Here is a 19,741-nt window from a genome sequence, read left to right on the forward strand (position 1 = left end):
CAAATGACGCTGGTGTCTCGCGGTAAATCGTGGGTAAGCATGATCGTGTTATTGACTTTGATATGGGCCGGTGCAGTTCTGCCGGCTTCCTCCGCTTCGGCGGCGAATGCGACGCCGTTCAGCGACGTCGCTTCCGGCCATTGGGCAGAGAAATGGATCTCAAAGCTGGCTGCTCAAGGGCTGCTGATTGGCAACAACGGATTGTTCAGCCCGAACGATTCGCTCAGCCGCGAACAGGCGGTTCTGATCGCGATTCGATTCATGGGTCTGGAAGATAAGGTGGATGTGAACGGAATTGTCGCGCTTCCGGGCACGATTGATGTGGACAACTATTACAAGCCCTACATAAACTATGCTTTTCAACAGAAGCTATTGAATGTCACGGAAGAAGCGAATCTAGCGAACAATGAGCAGGGTAAGAAATGGGGCAGCGCTCCCGCAACCCGCGAATGGATGGCGAAGCTGCTCGTGCGCGCGGTCGGCAAGGAAGCGGATGCGACTGCGCAAGCAGGCGTGGCGACGACTTTCGCCGATAACTCATTCATCGATACGAGCTTGCTAGGATTCGTGAACGCGGCGGTGTCGAACAAGCTGATGAACGGCGTGGACGGCAATCGCTTCGATCCGAAGTCCAGCTTGACCCGCGCCATGGCGGCAACGGTGTTCGGCCGAGCGGAGACGCTCGCGCCGGTTGCTTACGACGGGCAAGTGACGGGAACCCTCATGTCGTTCGACGTTAACCATCTGACCGTGCTGCCGGACAACGGACAGCAAGTATCTTATCTGTTGAACGAGAATACCGTGTACAGCCATCTTGATTCGGAGAAGATCGCCGGACAGGAAGTGCTGAAGCAATATGGCAAAGTAACGGTGATCGGCTCCGGCGGGGCTGCCCAATATGTGGAGCAGATCGACGATAACGCGGCGGTCAGAACCGTGTCGGGCAAAATCGTATTGATCAAGCCGGGCGAGCTGACTCTTCGCGTCAACGATAGCTTGGAGACGTACCCGTATGACATATCGACGCCGCCAGTCGTGAAGGATGCGGCCGGCACCGCGCTGACGACCGCAAGCCTGACCGAGGGCTCGACTGTGTCGCTGAAGGTCGACACGATTCCGAGCTCGGGCAAGATCATCTCGATCGACGTGGCGAAGGCTTCGATCGTCGGCACGCTGGAATCGGTCAACAAGACCGACAAGACGCTGAAGCTGACGATCGGCGGCAAGGTTGAGGCGAAGGTTCTGGCGAACACGGTTGCGGTGACGATTCCCGGAGTCACGGCCGCTACGCTCGACGATCTGTACGCCGGCGACAGCGTCAGCTTGGAGCTGGACGCGAGCGGTTATGTAAGTGCCGTTACGGTCAGCAACCGCAACATTCAAACGTTGAATTCGGCTGTTATTCTTAAGTATGACGAAGAGTACAAGCTGCTTCTTGTACAGGATTCGGCCAAGAACTCGAAGCCGCTCTTCATTAAGGATACGACGAGATTTAACCTCGACGGCGAGAAGATTACGGCAGAAGCCGGCGTCGAATTGCTGAATACAATCGGCAAGGTAAATATTGCTTATTCGGGCGACACCGTCGTATCCGCCGCGTTCATAACGAAGGCGATTGGTACGGTTACGAGCATCGATACGGATGGCGGCAAGATGAAAGTCAAGGACGCGAGCGGCAATTCGATCTCGCTGACGTTCAGCGCCCCGGACGTCTTCATGTATGGCGAGATGTCTCCAACCATCGAAGACGTCGAAGTCGGCGATGTCGTGACGGCCTATCTCGATACGACGCTTGACGGCGTCGTCGATATGGTGGACGTTCACCGCACGATCGACTACATCGTGCTCGGCGTCAAAGCTTCGAGCGACGAGTTGACGGTGACGAAGACTGGTTCTTCCGGTACGGAGACGTGGAACATTGCAGCGGACGTGAAGCTGCTGGATGCAGCGGGCAATACGGTGAAGCTGTCGGCGTTCGCCACCGGCAATAGCATCAAAGTCACGTATCAAGGCTTGCAGATGGTATCGATTCAGAAAGCATATTAAGCAGATTTGAAGGTTTAGAGGGCTGTCGGCGAGGAATCGCCGGCAGCCCTTTTGCTGTTGCCGGAGCGGTCAAGTTTCGGTACACTTGTAAGGTAAATTTTCAACATGGAGACGGAACGAGGAGAAGGGGCGGCCGGATGAACGCGGTGAGAATGAGGCATATACTGGATACGATCGCAGAGATGTTCCCGGACGCGCATTGCGAGTTGAATCACAGCAATCCGTTCGAGCTGACGATTGCGGTGCTGCTGTCCGCACAATGCACGGACGAGACGGTGAATAGGGTAACGGTGTCTCTATTTGATAAATATAAGACGCCGCAAGACTACTTGAGCGTGCCGCTGGAAGAGCTGGAGAACGACATCCGGCGAATCGGGCTGTTCCGCAACAAGGCGGCCAACATCCAGAAGCTGTGCCGCATGCTGCTGGACCGCTACGACGGCGAAGTGCCGCATGAGCATGCAGCGCTCACCGAGCTGCCCGGCGTCGGGCGCAAGACGGCGAACGTCGTCGTCTCGAACGCCTTCGGCGTGCCGGCGATTGCCGTCGACACGCATGTGGAGCGCGTCTCGAAGCGGCTCGCCATCGCCAAGGCGGATGACAGCGTACTTGAGGTCGAGAAGAAGCTGATGAAGCTGGTGCCGCGCGAGGAATGGACGCTGACGCATCACCGGCTCATCTTCTTCGGGCGCTACCATTGCAAGGCGCAGAATCCGCAATGCGAGATTTGTCCGCTGCTGGACGTCTGCCCGGAGGGCAAGAAGCGGATGAAGCCGTCGGCGAAGCCCGCCGCTCGCAAGAGTGCAGCAGCGGGGAAGGCGAAGAAGACGAAGGCCGAAGCGGCTCCTGTGAAGAGAGAGAACGCGAAGGCTGGCGCAAGTACGCGAGGTGCGGCTGGCGGAGCCAAGGCCGCAGCCAGCGTGAAGCGCAAGGGGGACTAAAGCGATGACGCAGCAAGAGATCCGCGAATCGGCGGTTAGAGAGAGGAAGCAGGATGTGAGCCTGTACCGCGAAGCGCTGCGGGCAATGGCGGAGCGGGCTGGGGCTGCCGGCGACGATACGCAAGCCGGCAAATTGGTCGAGCTGGCGGAGAAGCTGGAGCAAGGCGATCTGACGATCGCCTTCTGCGGGCATTTCTCCGCAGGCAAGTCGACGCTCGTGAACGCGCTCATCGGCGCGCCGCTGCTGCCGTCGTCGCCGATTCCGACGACGGCGAACGTCGTGACGGTGCGCAGCGGGGAGCCCTTGGCGCAGGTGACGTTCCGTCCGAAGGACGGCAGCGAGGCGAAGACCGAGGAATTGCCGGTCGAACGGCTAAGCGATCTTGCGATAGACGGCGAAGGCGTGGCCGCGATCGATGTGTCGTATCCGGTGCCGCTGCTGGAGGGCCGGACGGCGCTTGTCGATACGCCGGGAGTCGACTCCACCGACGGCGCCCACCGTGCGGCGACCGAATCGGCGCTGCACTTGGCTGACGTTGTTTTCTACGTGACGGATTATAACCATGTGCTGTCGGAAGTGAACTTCCGCTTCCTGCGGACGCTGCACCGCTGGGGGAAGCCGACGTATGTGATCGTCAATATGATCGACAAGCACCGCGAGCAAGAGGTATCGTTTGCGAAGTTCAAGGAGGGGCTCCGCCAGGCGATGGCCAACTGGCGCATTGAGCCGGCGGGGCTGTTGTTCTTGTCGCTGAGAGAGCCGGATCATCCTCTATCGCAGATGGAGGATCTGATCGGCGTCATCGAGGCGTTGAAGCCGCTGCGAGAGGAGCTGCTGCTCCGAAGCGCAGAGCGCTCTGCCCGGTACTTGGCGGAGCAGTACCGCGAGTTCTGGCGGCAGCGGCACGCGGCGCAGCGGGAGGAGCTGGCCGAGGCGGCGGGCGGCCCGGAAGAGGCTGGGAGGCTCGCCGAAGAGCGGGAACGGCTCGAAGGCGAGCTGGAGGCGGCGCGAAGCGAAGGCGTTCGCCGCCTGGAGGCTTTCCGCGGGCGAGTGGACCACCTGCTCGCGAACGCGGGAGTTACGCCGGCCGAGACCCGGGAACGGGTAAGGGCGGTGCTGGAGAGCCTGCAGCCGAACTTCAAGGCGGGAGGCTGGTTTGGCGGCGCGGCCAAGACGGAGGCCGAGCGCGAACGGCGAATCGCGGAGCTGGAGCGCGATTTGAACGAGCAGTTGGCGGCGCATGTGCGAAGCCATGTGCTGACGATGCTGCGCGAGGAAGCGAAGGAAGCCGGCCTGGAGGGCCAGGCGCTGGAAGCGGAGCTGGAGCAGGCGTTCCCTAGCGTCACGGCCGAGTGGATTCGCCAGCGCGTTAAGCCCGGCACCGGAGCCGACGGCCAAGCGACGCTGCACTTCGCTGCGGAGCTCGCCGCCGAGATGAAGTCGGCGGTCCGCCGCGAAGCGCTGCGTCTGGCCGAGGCTTACGAGGCTCGACTGGCACCGGAGCGGCAGGCGAGCGTCGAGGCGGCGGGAGCCGCGCTGCAGGCGCTCGAGGCCCGCGAAGCCGCTGCGCGCGGACTGGCGGCGCTGGATGCGATGGAGCTGGCCGAGGAGCAGCGGCTGCTCGAGCTGCTGCCGCAAACGGCCTCTTGGCGTCAAGAAGCGCCGCTGCCGGCGCCGCACGAGCGAGCGCTCGGTGCCGCCGAAGCAGGCTTGGCCGAGCCGCACTCGCAGCGGCATGGCGGCGTGACAGCGGCGCCTGCGGGCGGTGCTGCTCATACGGTCAGCACCGCCGCTAACACTACCTCCCTGGCTGCTGGCCATCATGCTGCTGCCAGTGCGGGTACTGTTGCTGCCGCAACAAACGGTATCGCCGGTGCCAGCAACACAGCTGCTGCCGCCAACACGGCCGCGACCGAGACGGCCGCATTCACCGCAGCCGAGGGCTCAGCAGCCAGCACCTCCGCGGGTATCTCGCCGCTCGGCGCGCAGACGCGGGCCGCCGAGCGGCTCGAGCGCGCGGCCGAGCTGCTGCAGCCGATCGCGCCGCTGCGCAAGCAGACGGACGGCCTGCTCGCCAAGGCGGCGCGGCTGCGCGAGAGCCGCTTCACGATCGCGCTGTTCGGCGCGTTCAGCGCGGGCAAATCATCGTTCGCCAACTCGCTCGTTGGGCTTCCGGCTCTGCCGGTGTCCCCGAATCCGACGACGGCGACGATCAATCGGATCGTCGCGCCGACGGAGCAGTGCCGCCATGGATCAGCGCTTATTCGAATGAAAACTCGAGAAGAGCTGCGAGAAGACGTCAAACTGTCGCTCGGCAGGCTCGGCGTTCCTGCAGAATCGGTTCAGCGGGCAGGCGAGGATATTGCAGCGCTTCTGAGACTTGCGGAATCCATGTCGCCTGACGAGCTGCATCCGAAGGGAAGGCCGCATCTGGCCTTCATTCAGGCAGCAGCGGCAGGCTGGCCTCGCTACGGCGAGCTGCTCGGCCGCGAGCTGATCGCGGACAAGGCCGACTATCGTCGCTACGTTGCCGAAGAAGAGGCTTCCTGCTTCGTCGCTTCGGCCGACCTGCACATCGATTCGCCGCTAACGCGCGCTGGCGCGGTGCTCGTCGATACGCCGGGAGCGGATTCGATCAACGCCCGGCATACCGGCGTCGCCTTCCAGTACATCAAAGATGCGGACGCCGTGCTATTCGTTACGTACTACAACCATGCGTTCACAGAGGCCGATCGACGATTCCTGAATCAGTTGGGCAGCGTCAAAGACGTCTTCGAGCTCGACAAAATGTTCTTTGTCATCAATGCCGCCGACCTCGCTTCCTCGGAAGAGGAGCTCGCGTCGGTCGTCACGCACGTCGAGACGCAGCTGCTGAAGCACGGCATTCGTCGTCCGCGGCTGTTCCCGGTATCCAGTCTGCGAGGGCTGGAGGCCAAGCTTGCCGCGGCAGCCGGCCATCAAGCAGAGGCGTCCGTCAAGCTGGGAGCCTCTGGTTTAATGGCGTTCGAGAAGGCGTTCCGCTCCTTCTCGGAAGGCGAGCTCGGGAGTCTTGCCGTCGCTGCCGCGAACAGAGAGCTTGAGCGAATCGAGGCGCAGCTTCACCATATGCTCCAAGCGGCGAATGAAGATGCGGCGACGCGGCAGGAGCGGAAGAAGCGGATGCTGGAGTCCGCCGCAGCGCTGCGCGACCGGCTGAGCTCCTCGCTGAATGACACAGCGGTGCAGCCGTTGCTTCAGGAGCTCGGAGAGCAGTTCTATCATTCACGCCAACGGGTCCGTTATCGGTTCAACGAGCTCTTCATGCTCGCGTTCCATCCTTCGGTGCTGCAGGACGACGGCAGGGATCTGAAGAAGCTGCTGCAAGCGTGTTGGCAAGATTTAAGGCGAAGCGTGGGAGAAGACCTGCAGCAGGAGCTGCGGGCAGCCAGCCTGCGGATGGAGCATGCGCTGCACCGTCTCGTCGAAGGACGATTGGCGGATGAGATATCCGGTGCGTGGCTGGAGGGCTTCGAGCCCGAGCCGCAGCAGAAGCCAGAACTGCCGCTTCCGGTTGGCGAGCCGTTTGACCGGGGGCCGGAGGTCGAGACGAGGAAGCTGTGGAGCGCGTTCCGAAGTCCGAAGCACTTTTTTGAACGAGACGGCAAGAATGCTTTGCGAGACGAATTGGAGACGGAGTTGTTCCATGCGGCTGACGACTGGTTAGCGGTGATTCGAGCAGAGTGGAGCCAGGCGATTGCCGATGCGTTCCGTTCGGAACTGAACCGGGCGGGAGAGTCGCTCGCAAGCGAGCTTGCCGCCTATGCGGCGGGCTTGGAAGAGACGATCTATCAGCCGGGAGAAGAGCATCTGATCGAGCAATTGGCCGGGCAGCTGACGAATTTGCGGAATGGGATCAATTCCTGATCATTTCAACGATTGTATGGAGCAGAATAAGGCTTTCTTATGTCATTTTTGTGACATAAGAAAGCCTTTTCACTTATTCCCTCCGCTATACACGTGAATAGACCTGAATAGGGGGATGAGTGGCAGAATTTGCGATGATTCGAGAGAATAGGAGGGTTCTCCCTAAGCTGAAGTATCGTCTTCCCTCCTGAGGTCGCGTAATCCTTGCTTACGGCGTTTGAAGGGGGGAGAGGATCCTGTTATGCTTCCGTCGTATTCGATCGACTGGGAGGGCTGACATCATTTGGACGTGTTCCGGGGGTTAAGGGCATTTTTCTGGCAAGACAAGGGATTTCTCTTGGGGTCCGTACTCGGCTTAGCCGCCGCAACCGCGCTTGGATTGGTGTATCCGATGCTGCTTCGAATCCTCATCGATGACATGATCGTGCCAGGGGAGTACGGCGGATTACTAGGCTTAGCGCTGCTCGCGGTTGGCATCGTTGTGCTCAAAGCCGGATGCCAATACGTTCACGGCTTCTGCGGAGGGAGGCTTGGCAACCGCACGGCGACGAGACTGCGCATGACCAGCTACGAGAAGCTGCAGGTGCTGCCGTTCTCGTTCTACGATACCGCGCGCACTGGCGACTTGATGTCGCGTCTCACCGCGGATATCGAAGGCATTCGCAACTTCATCGGCTTCGGCTTCGCGCAGCTGCTCAACACCGGCTTCCTCGTTCTGTTCGGCTTCACCATGATGGCAATGATCGATTGGCAGCTCATGCTGATGACGCTTGTCGTCATACCCGTGCTGGCGTTCGTCGCGATCCGCTTCGAGCTGAACATTCATCCGGTGTTCCGCTCGATCCGCGTCGCGGTCGGCCGATTAACCGTCAGCGTGCAGGAGAACATTAGCGGCGTCCGGACGGTCAAATCATTCCCGAGCGAGCAGCACGAGATGAAGAAGTTCCGGTCGGGCAACGAGAATTACCGCGACAACAACCTGAATCTCGCGGCTGGTTGGGCGAAGTATTTCCCGATTATCGAGTTCATAGCGAACCTCAGCATCGTGCTGCTTCTGCTCGCGGGAGGCCTTCGGGTCATTAATGGTTCCCTTACGCTAGGCGCCTTGGTGTCCTTAAACGCCATGCTGGGCATGATCGTCGCTCCGCTGTGGACACTCGGGTTCCAGATCAATAACTATACGCAATCCAAAGCCGGCGGAGAGCGGCTGCTCGAGCTGCTTCATCAGCCGGTAACCATTCATAGCGATCAGGATGCGATCGTCCTGGATGACAGCCAAGTAAGAGGTCATGTTCAATACGATCGCGTCAGCTTCCGCTATCCGAATCATGAGCATCAACCTTCCGCGCTGATTGGCTTCAATCTCGACGCGAAGCCAGGCTCTGTCATCGGCATGCTAGGCGGCACCGGTTCGGGCAAATCAACTGTCGTGCAGCTGCTGCTTCGCGCCTACGACGTCAGCGAAGGGGCTATCAAGCTGGACGGCATCGATATTCGAAGCTTAGAGTTAGAGAGCCTGCGCAGGCAGATTGCGGTCGTGTTCCAAGAGACCTTCCTGTTCTCGACGACTATTCATGAGAATATCGCATACGGCTGTGCAGACGCCAGTATGGGCGACGTCGTCGAAGCCGCGAAGCTGGCGCAAGCCCACGACTTCATCATGGAGCTGCCGGACGGCTACGAGACGATCATCGGCGAGCGCGGCATGGGCTTGTCCGGCGGCCAGAAGCAACGGATCGCCATCGCGCGGGCGTTGCTGCTCAAGCCGAAGGTGCTTATTCTCGACGACTCGACGAGCGCGCTCGACATGGAGACGGAGCATGCGATCCAGCGATCTCTCCGTCAAGTAATGGCAGGACGTACGACGTTCATTATCGCACACCGCATCTCTTCGCTGCGTCAAGCCGATGAGATCGTCGTGCTCGAGAAGGGCCGCGTCGTTCAGCGGGGCAAGCACGATCAATTGATCCGGCAGCCCGGCCTCTACAGGGAGACCTACCAAACCCAATACGCAGACCGGCCGGACGATCTGGACTCGGCATCCGATTGCGAGAGGCAGGTGATTGGATGAGCCGCCAGTTTAAATACCAGGATGACGTCTTAATCGAGAAAGACTTCAACTGGAAGCAGATGGCTAGACTGCTCACTTACGTTAAACCATATCGATCCGATGTCAGCAAAGTTGTATTCGTCATGACCGTATTCGGCATGCTCACGAAGCTCGCCATTCCATTTCTTATCAGTCTAGCGATCGACCGTGCGATTGATCCGAAGGAGGGCGCGCCGAGCTCTGGCATGCTCATCGGAATTACAGCCGTCATGCTGGTGCTTTACGGACTGCGCTGGTGGGCGCAGCATTACACCATTCTTCAAACGAACGCCATCGGTCAGAAGGTCATTTTCGACTTGAGAACCGCGCTGTTCAAGCATATTCAACGGCTGTCGTTCCGATTCTTCGACAAGCGTTCAGCCGGCTCCGTTCTCGTCCGGGTCACTAATGACGTCAACTCGCTTCAGGATCTGTTCACGAACGGCGTCGTCAACTCGGTCATCGACATCGCCCAATTGCTGGGCATCATTGTGATCTTGCTCCTGCTGCAGTTCAAACTCGGTCTGGCAGTCATGATCACGGTGCCGCTCATGTTCATCGTCTCGTCCTCGCTGCGCAAACGGATTCGTTACGCTTGGCAGACGGTGCGGATCAAGCAGTCGCGGATTAACTCTCACTTGAACGAGAGCATTCAAGGCATTCGCGTAACCCAAGCGTTCGCGCAGGAGAAGGAGAACACGAACTACTTCCATGGGATGAACCGCAGCAACTTGCGCTCATGGAACTTCGCATCCGCCTTGAATCAGACGTTCGGACCGGTCATTGAGATCACGTCCGCAGCCGGCACTCTCATTCTCCTTCTGTACGGCTCTCATCTGATCCGATCAGAGGGGATGACCGTCGGCGTTCTCGTTGCCTTCATTACTTATGTCGGTTATTTCTGGGAACCGATCACCCGCTTGGGACAATTGTATTCCCAGCTGCTCATCTCGATGTCGTCGGCTGAGCGAATCTTTGAATATTTGGACGAGAAGCCGACGGTCGCCGAGAAGGCAGATGCGAAGGAATTGCCGGAAGCAGCCGGACATATACGCTTCGAAAAGGTAGAGTTCGGTTATGAGGCGGACCGCCCCGCGTTAAAGGGCATCAATCTCGACATTAAGCCGGGCATGTCCGTGGCGTTGGTCGGGCATACGGGTTCAGGCAAGAGCACGATCGTAAACCTGCTCTGCCGCTTCTACGATACGGTGCAAGGGCGGGTCACGATCGACGGCGTAGACGTACGCGATGCGACTCTTAATAGCCTGCGTTCGCAGATCGGCATTGTGCTGCAGGACACCTTTATCTTCTCCGGTACGATTCGAGATAACATTCGGTACGGCCGCCCGGACGCCAGCAATCTCGAAGTGGAAGCGGCTGCTCGCGCGGTGCGGGCCCACGACTTCATCGTGCAATTGCCGGATGGCTACGACACCGAGGTGCAGGAGCGCGGCAGCGCGTTGTCAATGGGCCAGCGGCAGCTGTTGTCATTCGCCCGTGCGCTGCTAGCCGACCCGCGCATCTTAATTCTCGATGAAGCGACCGCCAGCATTGACACCGAGACCGAGCTTCGTATCCAAGAAGCGTTAAATACGCTGCTTGCCGGCCGAACCTCCTTCATCGTCGCGCACCGACTATCGACCATCCGCAACGCAGATCTGATCATCGTACTCGATCATGGCGTCATAGTCGAGCAAGGCAGCCACGAGGAGCTAATGCAGAAACCCGATGGCCATTACCGCGGCCTCATCGAAGCGCAGTACCGCTTCCTGTCCGCCTAATCGCACGTCCGCGCCAGCCGTCCCGAATCGGGCGGCTGGTTTTTGTTCGTTGCGAGCCGTAGCGGGTGCGGGTGCGGGATGTATCGGGCTCGCATACTCTCTTTTCCAAGAAGTGTGCCACTATCCCATTCGTTCAGAAGCAGGACTGATATCGGGTAAGGGATGAACACGGATAGCACACATATAGCACACATATAGTACACGTATAGCAGACGTATAGCACACGGATAGTAAACTGATAGTAAACGGATAGTACACGGGTAGAACACGGACAACACACGGATAGTACACGGCTCCTTCGGGGACGTAGATAAACAAGTGCAGATGCGGAATGTGGTGCGACCTCCTAAGAATAACGGGGGAGACGGCGAGAGAGGGCCCAGAACCCGCAACTAGTGTAATGGAAGGACAGAGCAGAAGTTCGTTGAGATCCGAAAAGGGTCCTTAAAATACAGCTAAGCCATCCAGAGGGCGAGCTGCCGGGCTCTCCATTTCGCGCGGCTGCCGTAGGCGCGCCACGGCTCGGGCAGGACAAGCTTGTCGCGGATCAGCATCTTATATTGAAGGGCCGCGGTCTTCGCGCACCACGCGAGCAGGCAGGCGAAAGAGGACATTTTGCGCAGCTTCATGTTGATTCGGAAAGAGAACTCATCTAAATACGCCTGCAGATGCTTGGCCCCGATCCCGTTAAACGTATCGTTCAGCCAGTCGCACACGTATCGCTTGAGGTACAGGAAGTCCGAGATGGAGTTGTTAATTAGCGGATGGACCGTGACGTTGCGTTCGTTCGTATGCGTGCGCACAAACGTATGGATGCCGATCGGGTTGATCACTCGAAGCTCGTTGTTCACGTGGCGGGGATCGGGCTGTTTGATTTTCACATAAGCTGCGTTAGCCTTCTCGTCCAGCGATGCTCCGATCAGCAGCGGCTGCTTGGCGTCGGGGAAGAAGGCCGATCCGTACGTGAACGGCTCCACGCGGACTTGCCCGGTCAGCTGTTCGGCTAAGTCCGCTTGCTGCATGGCATGGCGGAGCTTGTGGCTGATGAGCCAGGCGGTCTTGTAGGTGACTGCCATTACTTTGGACAAGCGGTTCGAGCTGATGCCGCCCGGCTGGGAGAGCAGATAGAGCGCCTGGAACCAGCGAGTGAGCGGCGTTGAGGAGCCTTCCATGACGGTGCCGGCGATGATGGACGTCTGACGGCGGCAGGAGGCGCACTCATATAAAGGAAGCCTGCGGGTCGAGGTGAGATAGTAACGGGTATGAGAGCAAGAGGGGCAGCGGAAGCCGTCCGGCCACCGGGCCGCAAAGAGCGCATCGGCGCAGGCTTGCTCGGAGTGGAACTGCTGGCAGAACGAATCGAACGACGGCGGCATTTCGCGGGTCACGGCAACCCCTCCATTTTCCGAATAGAACATGTGTTCCTATAAAGATAATACCAAACAAATGTTCTTATATCAATACCAATTGGATTAAAAATGGATAAATAGAACACGCTGAATCGAAAGTCGGCTCCTTCACTGACGCAAGGGGATAGTGGCACACTTCGTAAAAAAGGGATATGCGCCCCGCCGCCGCCCCCTAAGGCTGACGAGCAGACCTACTTGATCATTCGGCGGTAAAGCGATATGTTGAGTAAGCGAAATTCGCTTCCAGAGGGGCTTGCTTATTGGCAGGAATCGCCTCCTCCGATCGATAGAGCGCTGCTCTGATTTTCCCTTATAGAGCTTGGCGTCCGGGGCATAACGTGGATCGGCGTTGCTATTGCAGGCTTTACGAAGCGAGATATAATGAATTAAAATAAGCGGAAGTGAGTTTGTCAGGACTGCATTCGACAAACCCGAGAGACGTAAAGCAAGGAGGACCCTTCGTGGCCGAACAAATCGATCTGTTCGCTTCACCAGCGACACAGGCGCAGGCAGAATACGGCGCCGACGACATCCAGGTGCTGGAAGGGCTGACGGCCGTTCGCAAACGGCCGGGTATGTATATCGGGAGCACGACTTCGGCCGGATTGCATCACTTGGTGTGGGAGATCGTCGACAATTCCGTGGACGAGCATCTGGCCAATTATTGCAGCCGCATCGACGTCACTGTCCATTCGGACAATTCCGTTACGGTGCAGGACAACGGGCGGGGCATCCCGACCGGCATGCACAAGACAGGCATCCCGACCCCGCAGGTCGTGTACACGATTCTACATGCCGGAGGCAAGTTTGGCGGCGGCGGATATAAGAAGTCAGGCGGCTTGCACGGCGTCGGCGCATCGGTAACGAACGCGCTGTCGGAATGGCTCGAGGTTGAGATTTATCGAGACGGCAAGATACATAAGATGCGTTTCGAGACGTGGACGGATACGAATGGCAAGGAGCATGTCGGAGAACCGGTGACCGGCTTGGAAGTGCTGGGCAATACGAACCGGACCGGAACGAAGGTTACGTTCAAGCCGGATGCGAAAGTGTTCCACGGCAACGTCAGCTTGAATTACGATACGCTGGCGGAACGGTTGCAGGAGATCGCGTTCCTGAATTCCGGTCTCAAGATCGTGCTGAAGGACCAGCGGTCCGGCGGTCAGGAGGACACATTCTACTACGAGGGCGGAGCAAGCCAGTTCGTCCAGTTCCTGAACGAGGAGAAGACGGTGCTGCACGACGTCGTCCACTTCTCGGCGGAGAAGGACGATATTGAAGTCGAGATTGCGCTGCAATATAACGACGGCTACACCGAGACGATCGCATCGTTCGTCAACTCGATTCCGACGCGCGGCGGCGGTACGCACGAGACCGGCTTCAAGACGGCGTACACCCGGGTCATGAACGAGTATGCGCGCAAGACGGGCCAGCTCAAGGAGAAGGACAAGAACCTGGAGGGCAACGACCTGCGCGAAGGGATGATGGCCGTCATCAACATTAAGATGGCGGATGTCGAATTCGTCGGCCAGACGAAGGATCAGCTCGGCAGCGCATCCGCTCGCAGCGCGACAGACGCGGTCGTGGCGGAGAAGATGGCCATCTTCCTAGAGGAGAATCCGCAGGTTGGCCAGATGCTCATCCGCAAGTCGATCCAAGCGTCCAAAGCGCGCGAGGCGGCGCGGAAGGCGCGCGACGAGATTCGCAGCGGCAAGAAGCGCAGCGACAGTCCGAGCCTCGGCGGCAAGCTGTCGCCGGCGCAGTCAAAGGACAGCTCTCGCAACGAGCTGTTCATCGTCGAAGGCGATTCGGCCGGCGGCTCTGCGAAGCAAGGGCGGGATTCGAAATATCAGGCGATCCTGCCGCTGAAGGGCAAGCCGATGAACCCGGAGAAGGCGAAGCTGGCCGACATACTCAAGAACGACGAATACAAGGCGATCATTGCCACGATCGGGGCGGGCATCGGCTCCGAGTTCGACGTAGAGGAGAGCAACTACGCCAAGATCATCATCATGACCGACGCCGATACGGACGGCGCGCACATTCAAGTGCTGCTGCTGACGTTCTTCTACCGGTATATGAAGTCGCTCATTGAAGCGGGCAAGGTGTTCATCGCCCAACCGCCGCTGTACAAGATTACGCGCAAGTCCGGCAAGCTGGAGACGGTGCGATATGCCTGGACGGACGAGCAGCTTCAGAACTACTTGAAGGAATTCGGTAAGAATGCTGAGCTGCAGCGTTACAAAGGACTAGGCGAGATGAACCCCGAGCAGCTGTGGGAGACGACGATGAACCCCGAGACGCGCACGCTGCTGCAAGTGCAGATCGAGGACGCCGCCAAAGCAGAGCGCCGCGTGACGACGTTGATGGGCGACAAGGTTGATCCGCGCAAACGGTGGATTATCGACAACGTCGATTTTACCGAATACGAGGAGTAATCCGGTGCTGGAGTGTCCGGGCATAGAGGAAAGGGGCGCTTGCATTTGAGCTTGCTGGAGAACTTTTTGCCGGCTTATCTGGAGGAGGTCGTAGGCGACCGCTTCGGACGTTATTCCAAATATATTATCCAAGACCGCGCTATTCCTGACGTCCGCGACGGGCTCAAGCCTGTGCAGCGGCGTATTCTGTACGCGATGTACGATTCGAACAATACACCGGACAAGCCGTACCGCAAATCGGCGAAGACGGTCGGCGACGTCATGGGCAATTACCACCCTCACGGCGACTCGTCGATTTACGATGGCATGGTACGTATGGCGCAGCCGTGGAAGATGGGCCACCCGCTCGTCGACGGCCATGGCAACTGGGGCTCGATGGACGATGATCCGGCCGCGGCGATGCGTTATACCGAAGCGCGGCTGGCGCCGATCGCGATGGAGCTGCTGCGCGACATCGAGAAGCGTACGGTGCTGTTCAAGGACAACTTCGACAACACGGCGAAGGAGCCGGTCGTGTTGCCGTCCCGTTATCCGAACCTGCTGGTCAACGGCGTCAGCGGCATCTCATCCGGCTTCGCGACGGAGATTCCGCCGCACAACCTGCGGGAAGTGATCAGCGCCTGCGTGGCGTTGATGGACAATCCGGAGATGACCGTTGCCGACCTGATGGGCGTGCTGCGCGGTCCCGACTTCCCGACGGGCGGCATCATCATGGGCGAGGATGGCATTCGCGACGCTTATGAGACGGGCAAGGGGCGAATCTACATTCGTTCCAAGACGGCCATCGAAGATCTTCGCGGCGGCAAGCAGCAGATCGTCGTCACCGAGATTCCGTACCAGGTCGTCAAGTCGAAGCTCGTGAACGCCATCGATAACCTGCGCGCCGAGAAGAAGGTCGAAGGCATCGCCGAAGTGCGCGACGAGAGCGGCCGGAACGGCATGCGTATCGTCGTCGAGCTGAAGAAGGACGCGGATGCGGAAGGCATTCTGGCCTATCTGTTGAAAAAGACGGATCTCCAGGTTGCCTACAGCTTCAACATGGTGGCTATCGTCAACAAGGCGCCGCGCCAGCTTGGCGTGAAGGCGATGCTCGAGGCGTATATCGCTCACCAGAAAGAAGTGGTGACGCATCGGACGCAATTCGACCTCGAGAAAGCGGAAGACCGAGCGCACGTCCTCGAAGGACTCGTCAAAGCGCTCAATCTGCTTGATGCCGTTATCGAGACGATCAAAGCGTCGAAGAACCGCCAGGACGCGCAGAACAACCTCGTCGCCAAGTTCGGCTTCTCCGAACGGCAGGCCGACGCGATTCTGACGCTGCAGCTGTATCGCTTGACCAACCTCGAGATCACTTCTCTCGAGAAGGAGCATGCCGATACACTGAAGAAGATGCAGCAGTTGCGCTCCATTCTCGACAATCCGAAGAAGCTGCTCGGCGTCATCAAGGACGAGCTTGGCGAGATTCGGGATAAATACGGCATCGACCGCCGCTCGGAGCTTCAGGGTGAGGTTGAAGAGCTGAAGGTTAACCTCGAAGTGACGGTTCCGTCCGAAGAAGTCGTCGTGACGCTGAGCCGCCAAGGCTATGTGAAGCGGACGAGCCTGCTGTCGTTCACCCGTTCGGGCGGTGATCTCGGCAGCTCCGGCGTGAAGGAAGGCGACGTCATTCGCTGGAGCCTGCAGCCGAACACGCTGGATTCGTTGCTGCTGTTCACCCAGAAAGGGCAATACTTCCTGCTTCCGGTTCACCAGATTCCGGAGTTCAAGTGGAAGGACGCCGGTACGGCCATTGTCAACGTGCTGCCGCTGTCCAAGGATGATCGAATCATCTCCGTCATCCCGACGAAGCCGGGCGATTGGAATTCAGCGGCGACGGATAGCAACAGCGCGCCGGGTACGGGCGCAGCATCGGCTAGTTCTGAGACTGCGCTCGTATTCGTGTCGCGGCGCGGACAAGTGAAGCGCACGCTGTTATCCGAATACGCGACGAGCCGAAACATCGCGATCGCGGCTGTCAAAGTGGCCGACGGCGACGAAGTGGTGACCGTGTATCGCAGCAACGATCCGCAGGAGGTTATGCTCGTCACGGAGCAAGGCATGAGCATTCGGTTCCAGGAGAGCGAAGTGAGCTTGCAAGGCCGCGTCGCGGGCGGCGTGAGAGGCATCTCGTTGAAGGACGGGGACGCGGTCGCCGCGGGCTTCCCGGTGTTCGGGGACGAAGGCGAAGTGCTTGTCCTCACCGATCTCGGTTACGCGAAGCGCTCGCTGCTGTTTGATTATCCGCAGCAAGGGCGCGGGGGCAAAGGCATTCAAACGCTCGAGTTCAAGGAAGGCAAACGAATGAAGCCGAACGGCAATCGCATCGTGGCGGCTTATCACGTGAAGGAAGCCGTCACGCTGAGCGGCGTCACGGCGGGAGGGGCGCATCTCGAGTTCTCGTCGGAAGACGCGCCGATCGACGACCGCCGCACGTTTGGCAAGTCTGTCGCCGCCGTTGGCCGGGAAGATCCTCTCGCAGAGGCATTCCTTATGCCAGTGTTGTCTATCACGGAGTAAGGCGTGCAGGGCATACCGGCTTTTCGATAAGTGTGCCACTATCCCGTCGCTTCAGAATAGTTCGCCGCAGCTCTAGCGTTCAATCGAAGGGGCCAGCCTCTCGTTCGGTACGGTCAATCCATCTCAGCATCATATCTAACACGACCCACAGCGGCACTGGCTCATCGAGCCTTTCCAGCCATTGTGGGTCTTCTAGTATCCCGGCGTCCTTCGCCATCTGGCCAATCATTCGCTTGCGTTCATCAGCTGAATTCAATCTCAAGCGCCTCCAAACAAGACGACTTGTACTTCCTAGCTTCAGCAGCTTCTGACTCCAGTGTATGTCGCTGATTGTCGCATTGTACCTGATTGTGAGGATTCAGGTCGTAAATTATTAACTTCATTAAACTATCATTCGACATGAGCGACGGGTATAATAAAAGAGAAGGCACTGTTCGGGTTAATGGGAGGGGATGGAATGGAGATAGCGGCGGAATTTGTGAAAAGCTGGATGAAGCTCACGAAAGAATGGCATACGCAATTGGAAGCGGAGCTCGCGCCGCAGCTGACCGAAGGACAGCTGCAGGTGCTGGAGCTGATGATGGCATTCGAGCCGATGAAGCCTTCCGATCTGCTTCCTCATCTAGAGACGACGCCTGCGGCAGTCACAACCCTGTTAGACCGGATGGAACGCAACGGGCTCGTTCGGAGGGAAAGGGACGCACACGACCGGCGCATCGTGTGGGTGAGCATGACCGAGCTGGGACGTTCAGAGGCTGAACGCGGCTTGAAGGTTCGCAGCAGTATCGTCGGCCGGTCGCTGGAACGTCTGTCGCTCCATAATCGCCAGCTTCTCATGTACTTGATCGGCAAAGTGGCGGGAACGCGAGAGGCTGCGCCGAGCGGTGAACGAGCCGGCGGAGCGGGGGAGCGGGCTGCCAGCTCTTCTGATGGGGAGCGGGCTGCAGCCGAATCTGCTGTGCAGGCGAGCGCAGAAGCGGCTAACGGGTAGCAGCGCAGGCGGTTATCATCCAGGCATGACGCTAGTAGAAGAGGCTTTCTCACAAGGGGTGACACCCAGGTGAGAAAGCCTCCTTGTATTTGCGATATTTACCCGCGCGTTGCCAATTCTGTGACGGTCCGGAGCTGGGCTGCGAGGAGCATCGTATTTCGCTCTGAGCCGATGGGATAACGATTGAAGTGCGTGTGAAGTTGGTTAGTCAGCGCTAATGTCACCGGCCAGACTCTGCAGATGATGTGTGATGCCTTCCAGCAACTCGTTCATTTTCGAATATTCGGCTTCGGTCCACGTCTTGCTGCTTCGATTGGCAAGCGCCACAGACAGGGGAACTATTGTGTAATGCTTGTTCTTGGCGATCATTCGGGTGATCACATAGGTAGGCGTTGTTTGGACGTCGCTCCATTCGGTCCATGACTTGCCGTTCGAATCGGTCGTCTTGGTCAGCTTGAGCTGAAGGATCACGCCGACATCCTTCCAATCGTCCTTCTGGTTCGAGATGAAGTTGCCGAGCGAATAGATGACGAACCCTCGGCGAACGCCGTCTGGACGCAGAGGATCTTGCACCTCGATGGTCTCGTAAGGCTGCACGACGTGCGGGTGAGAGCCGAGAATAATATCTGCGCCAGCTTCGATCAATTGTTTGGCAACGCTGCGCTGTGAGTCGTTCGGCATCCGTTGGTACTCGATCCCGTCATGAACCGATACTACGATAGCATCCGCGCCGGCCTGACGGAGCTTGGCGATGTCTTCCGTCATAGCGGGGACGTCTATCATATTCACCGCGTAAGGATGATCCTTAGGGATCGGAATGCCGTTCGTGCTATACGTATACGCGAGGAAGCCGAGCTTGATGCCGTTGCGCTCTTCGATGACGAGACGCTTGGCGTCTGTCGTGGATTCGTTCGTCCCGACAGGCACAAGCCCATTGTCGCGCAGATTGTGCAGCGTTCGAGTCAAGCCGACGAAGCCGCGGTCCAGCGTGTGGTTATTGGCGGTCGATAGGATTTGAAATCCGGTGTCTTGGAGCGTGCCGGCTAATTCGGTCGGCGCGTTGAAGCGCGGGTAACCGGAATATTTCAGGTCTTCACCCGCGAGCGGCGTCTCCAGGTTACCAAACACCCAATCCCCTTGCTTCAGAATCGGCTTTACTAACTTGAACCACGGTGAGAAATCGTAGGTGTCCGCGGATGCGTCGTAATAGCCTGGCAATTGCGGCGAATGAACCATAATGTCGCCGACGGCAACAAGAGAAGCCTCCGTCTGAATCGGAGGCTTCTCTTGATCGTTGTTGGAGGGAATCATGTTGTCGGCAGAGGAACCGGACGACTGAGCGGATGGGATAACCGACGAACTTCCCGGCGTCTGAGCCGGCGGGATAGAGGCACCATCTGCAGCGTTGGTACCAGTAGACTGAGCAGAGGGGATAGTGGCACCATCAGCCGGCGACACCATACCTGCCCGCTCGGGCAGAGAAGCGGGGGCAACTCCGGCATCCCCGCTGCAAGCCGTCAGCAGCAAGCTGAGCAGCAGCAGGGCGTACGTCGTACTGCCCCATTTAGGACTTGCTAACCGCATCG

Annotated in this window: 11 protein-coding genes; 8 read left to right on the top strand and 3 right to left on the bottom strand. The window is 58.7% G+C overall.

Annotated elements, in window-relative coordinates:
• The first annotated feature begins 3 nt into the window (after positions 1-3).
• The 5 genes from H4Q31_RS04405 (at position 4) to H4Q31_RS04425 (ending at position 10,761) form a co-directional block, all read left to right on the top strand.
• On the top strand, positions 4-2,046 hold the full coding sequence (locus H4Q31_RS04405) for an S-layer homology domain-containing protein (RefSeq protein WP_185177857.1): 2,043 nt from the start codon (positions 4-6) through the stop codon (positions 2,044-2,046).
• Positions 2,047-2,183: 137 nt separating this feature from the next.
• Complete coding sequence (gene nth / locus H4Q31_RS04410) at positions 2,184-2,987, top strand: endonuclease III (RefSeq protein ID WP_185177858.1); 804 nt, start codon at positions 2,184-2,186, stop codon at positions 2,985-2,987.
• A 4-nt stretch (positions 2,988-2,991) separates the two neighbouring features.
• Positions 2,992-6,891, top strand: a complete 3,900-nt coding sequence (locus H4Q31_RS04415) for a dynamin family protein (RefSeq protein ID WP_185177859.1) — start codon at positions 2,992-2,994, stop codon at positions 6,889-6,891.
• Positions 6,892-7,174: 283 nt separating this feature from the next.
• Positions 7,175-8,962, top strand: a complete 1,788-nt coding sequence (locus tag H4Q31_RS04420; protein ID WP_185177860.1) for an ABC transporter ATP-binding protein — start codon at positions 7,175-7,177, stop codon at positions 8,960-8,962.
• Positions 8,959-10,761, top strand: a complete 1,803-nt coding sequence (locus H4Q31_RS04425; protein ID WP_185177861.1) for an ABC transporter ATP-binding protein — start codon at positions 8,959-8,961, stop codon at positions 10,759-10,761. Before H4Q31_RS04420 ends, H4Q31_RS04425 begins: the two co-directional genes overlap by 4 nt.
• A gap of 455 nt (positions 10,762-11,216) precedes the next feature.
• Here H4Q31_RS04425 and H4Q31_RS04430 read toward each other — a convergent pair whose 3' ends face one another.
• Entirely contained in the window at positions 11,217-12,149 is a 933-nt protein-coding gene (locus H4Q31_RS04430) for a transposase (protein WP_185177862.1), read from the bottom strand.
• A 482-nt stretch (positions 12,150-12,631) separates the two neighbouring features.
• On the opposite strand from H4Q31_RS04430, the gene parE reads away from it, so the two are divergent.
• Together parE and gyrA are read left to right on the top strand one after the other, a co-directional pair.
• Positions 12,632-14,608, top strand: coding sequence for a DNA topoisomerase IV subunit B (parE, locus tag H4Q31_RS04435; protein WP_185177863.1), 1,977 nt, complete (start codon positions 12,632-12,634; stop codon positions 14,606-14,608).
• Positions 14,609-14,653: 45 nt separating this feature from the next.
• Positions 14,654-17,164, top strand: a complete 2,511-nt coding sequence (gene gyrA, locus H4Q31_RS04440) for a DNA gyrase subunit A (protein ID WP_185177864.1) — start codon at positions 14,654-14,656, stop codon at positions 17,162-17,164.
• Between the two features lie 79 nt (positions 17,165-17,243).
• Here the strand turns inward: gyrA and H4Q31_RS04445 are convergent, their stop codons facing one another.
• A complete protein-coding gene (locus H4Q31_RS04445; RefSeq protein ID WP_185177966.1) occupies positions 17,244-17,420 on the bottom strand; it encodes a hypothetical protein in 177 nt (58 codons plus the stop codon).
• 201 nt (positions 17,421-17,621) lie between these two features.
• Here H4Q31_RS04445 and H4Q31_RS04450 point away from each other — a divergent pair, with 201 nt between their 5' ends.
• Entirely contained in the window at positions 17,622-18,155 is a 534-nt protein-coding gene (locus H4Q31_RS04450; RefSeq protein ID WP_185177865.1) for a MarR family winged helix-turn-helix transcriptional regulator, read from the top strand.
• Between the two features lie 204 nt (positions 18,156-18,359).
• Here the strand turns inward: H4Q31_RS04450 and H4Q31_RS04455 are convergent, their stop codons facing one another.
• The gene (locus tag H4Q31_RS04455) at positions 18,360-19,739 is read right to left on the bottom strand and encodes a CapA family protein (RefSeq protein WP_185177866.1); all 1,380 of its coding nucleotides are present in this window, start codon (positions 19,737-19,739) and stop codon (positions 18,360-18,362) included.
• Positions 19,740-19,741: the final 2 nt, after the last annotated feature.

The sequence above is a fragment of the Cohnella lubricantis genome (assembly GCF_014212015.1).
Classification (GTDB): domain Bacteria; phylum Bacillota; class Bacilli; order Paenibacillales; family Paenibacillaceae; genus Cohnella; species Cohnella lubricantis.

Excerpts from the sequence above, each read along its gene's own strand:
- H4Q31_RS04415 (WP_185177859.1), top strand. The coding sequence starts at position 2,992 with ATGACGCAGCAAGAGATCCGCGAATCGGCGGTTAGAGAGAGGAAGCAG.
- H4Q31_RS04455 (WP_185177866.1), bottom strand. The coding sequence starts at position 19,739 with ATGCGGTTAGCAAGTCCTAAATGGGGCAGTACGACGTACGCCCTGCTG.
- H4Q31_RS04425 (WP_185177861.1), top strand. The coding sequence starts at position 8,959 with ATGAGCCGCCAGTTTAAATACCAGGATGACGTCTTAATCGAGAAAGAC.
- H4Q31_RS04405 (WP_185177857.1), top strand. The coding sequence starts at position 4 with ATGACGCTGGTGTCTCGCGGTAAATCGTGGGTAAGCATGATCGTGTTA.
- nth (WP_185177858.1), top strand. The coding sequence starts at position 2,184 with ATGAACGCGGTGAGAATGAGGCATATACTGGATACGATCGCAGAGATG.
- H4Q31_RS04450 (WP_185177865.1), top strand. The coding sequence starts at position 17,622 with ATGGAGATAGCGGCGGAATTTGTGAAAAGCTGGATGAAGCTCACGAAA.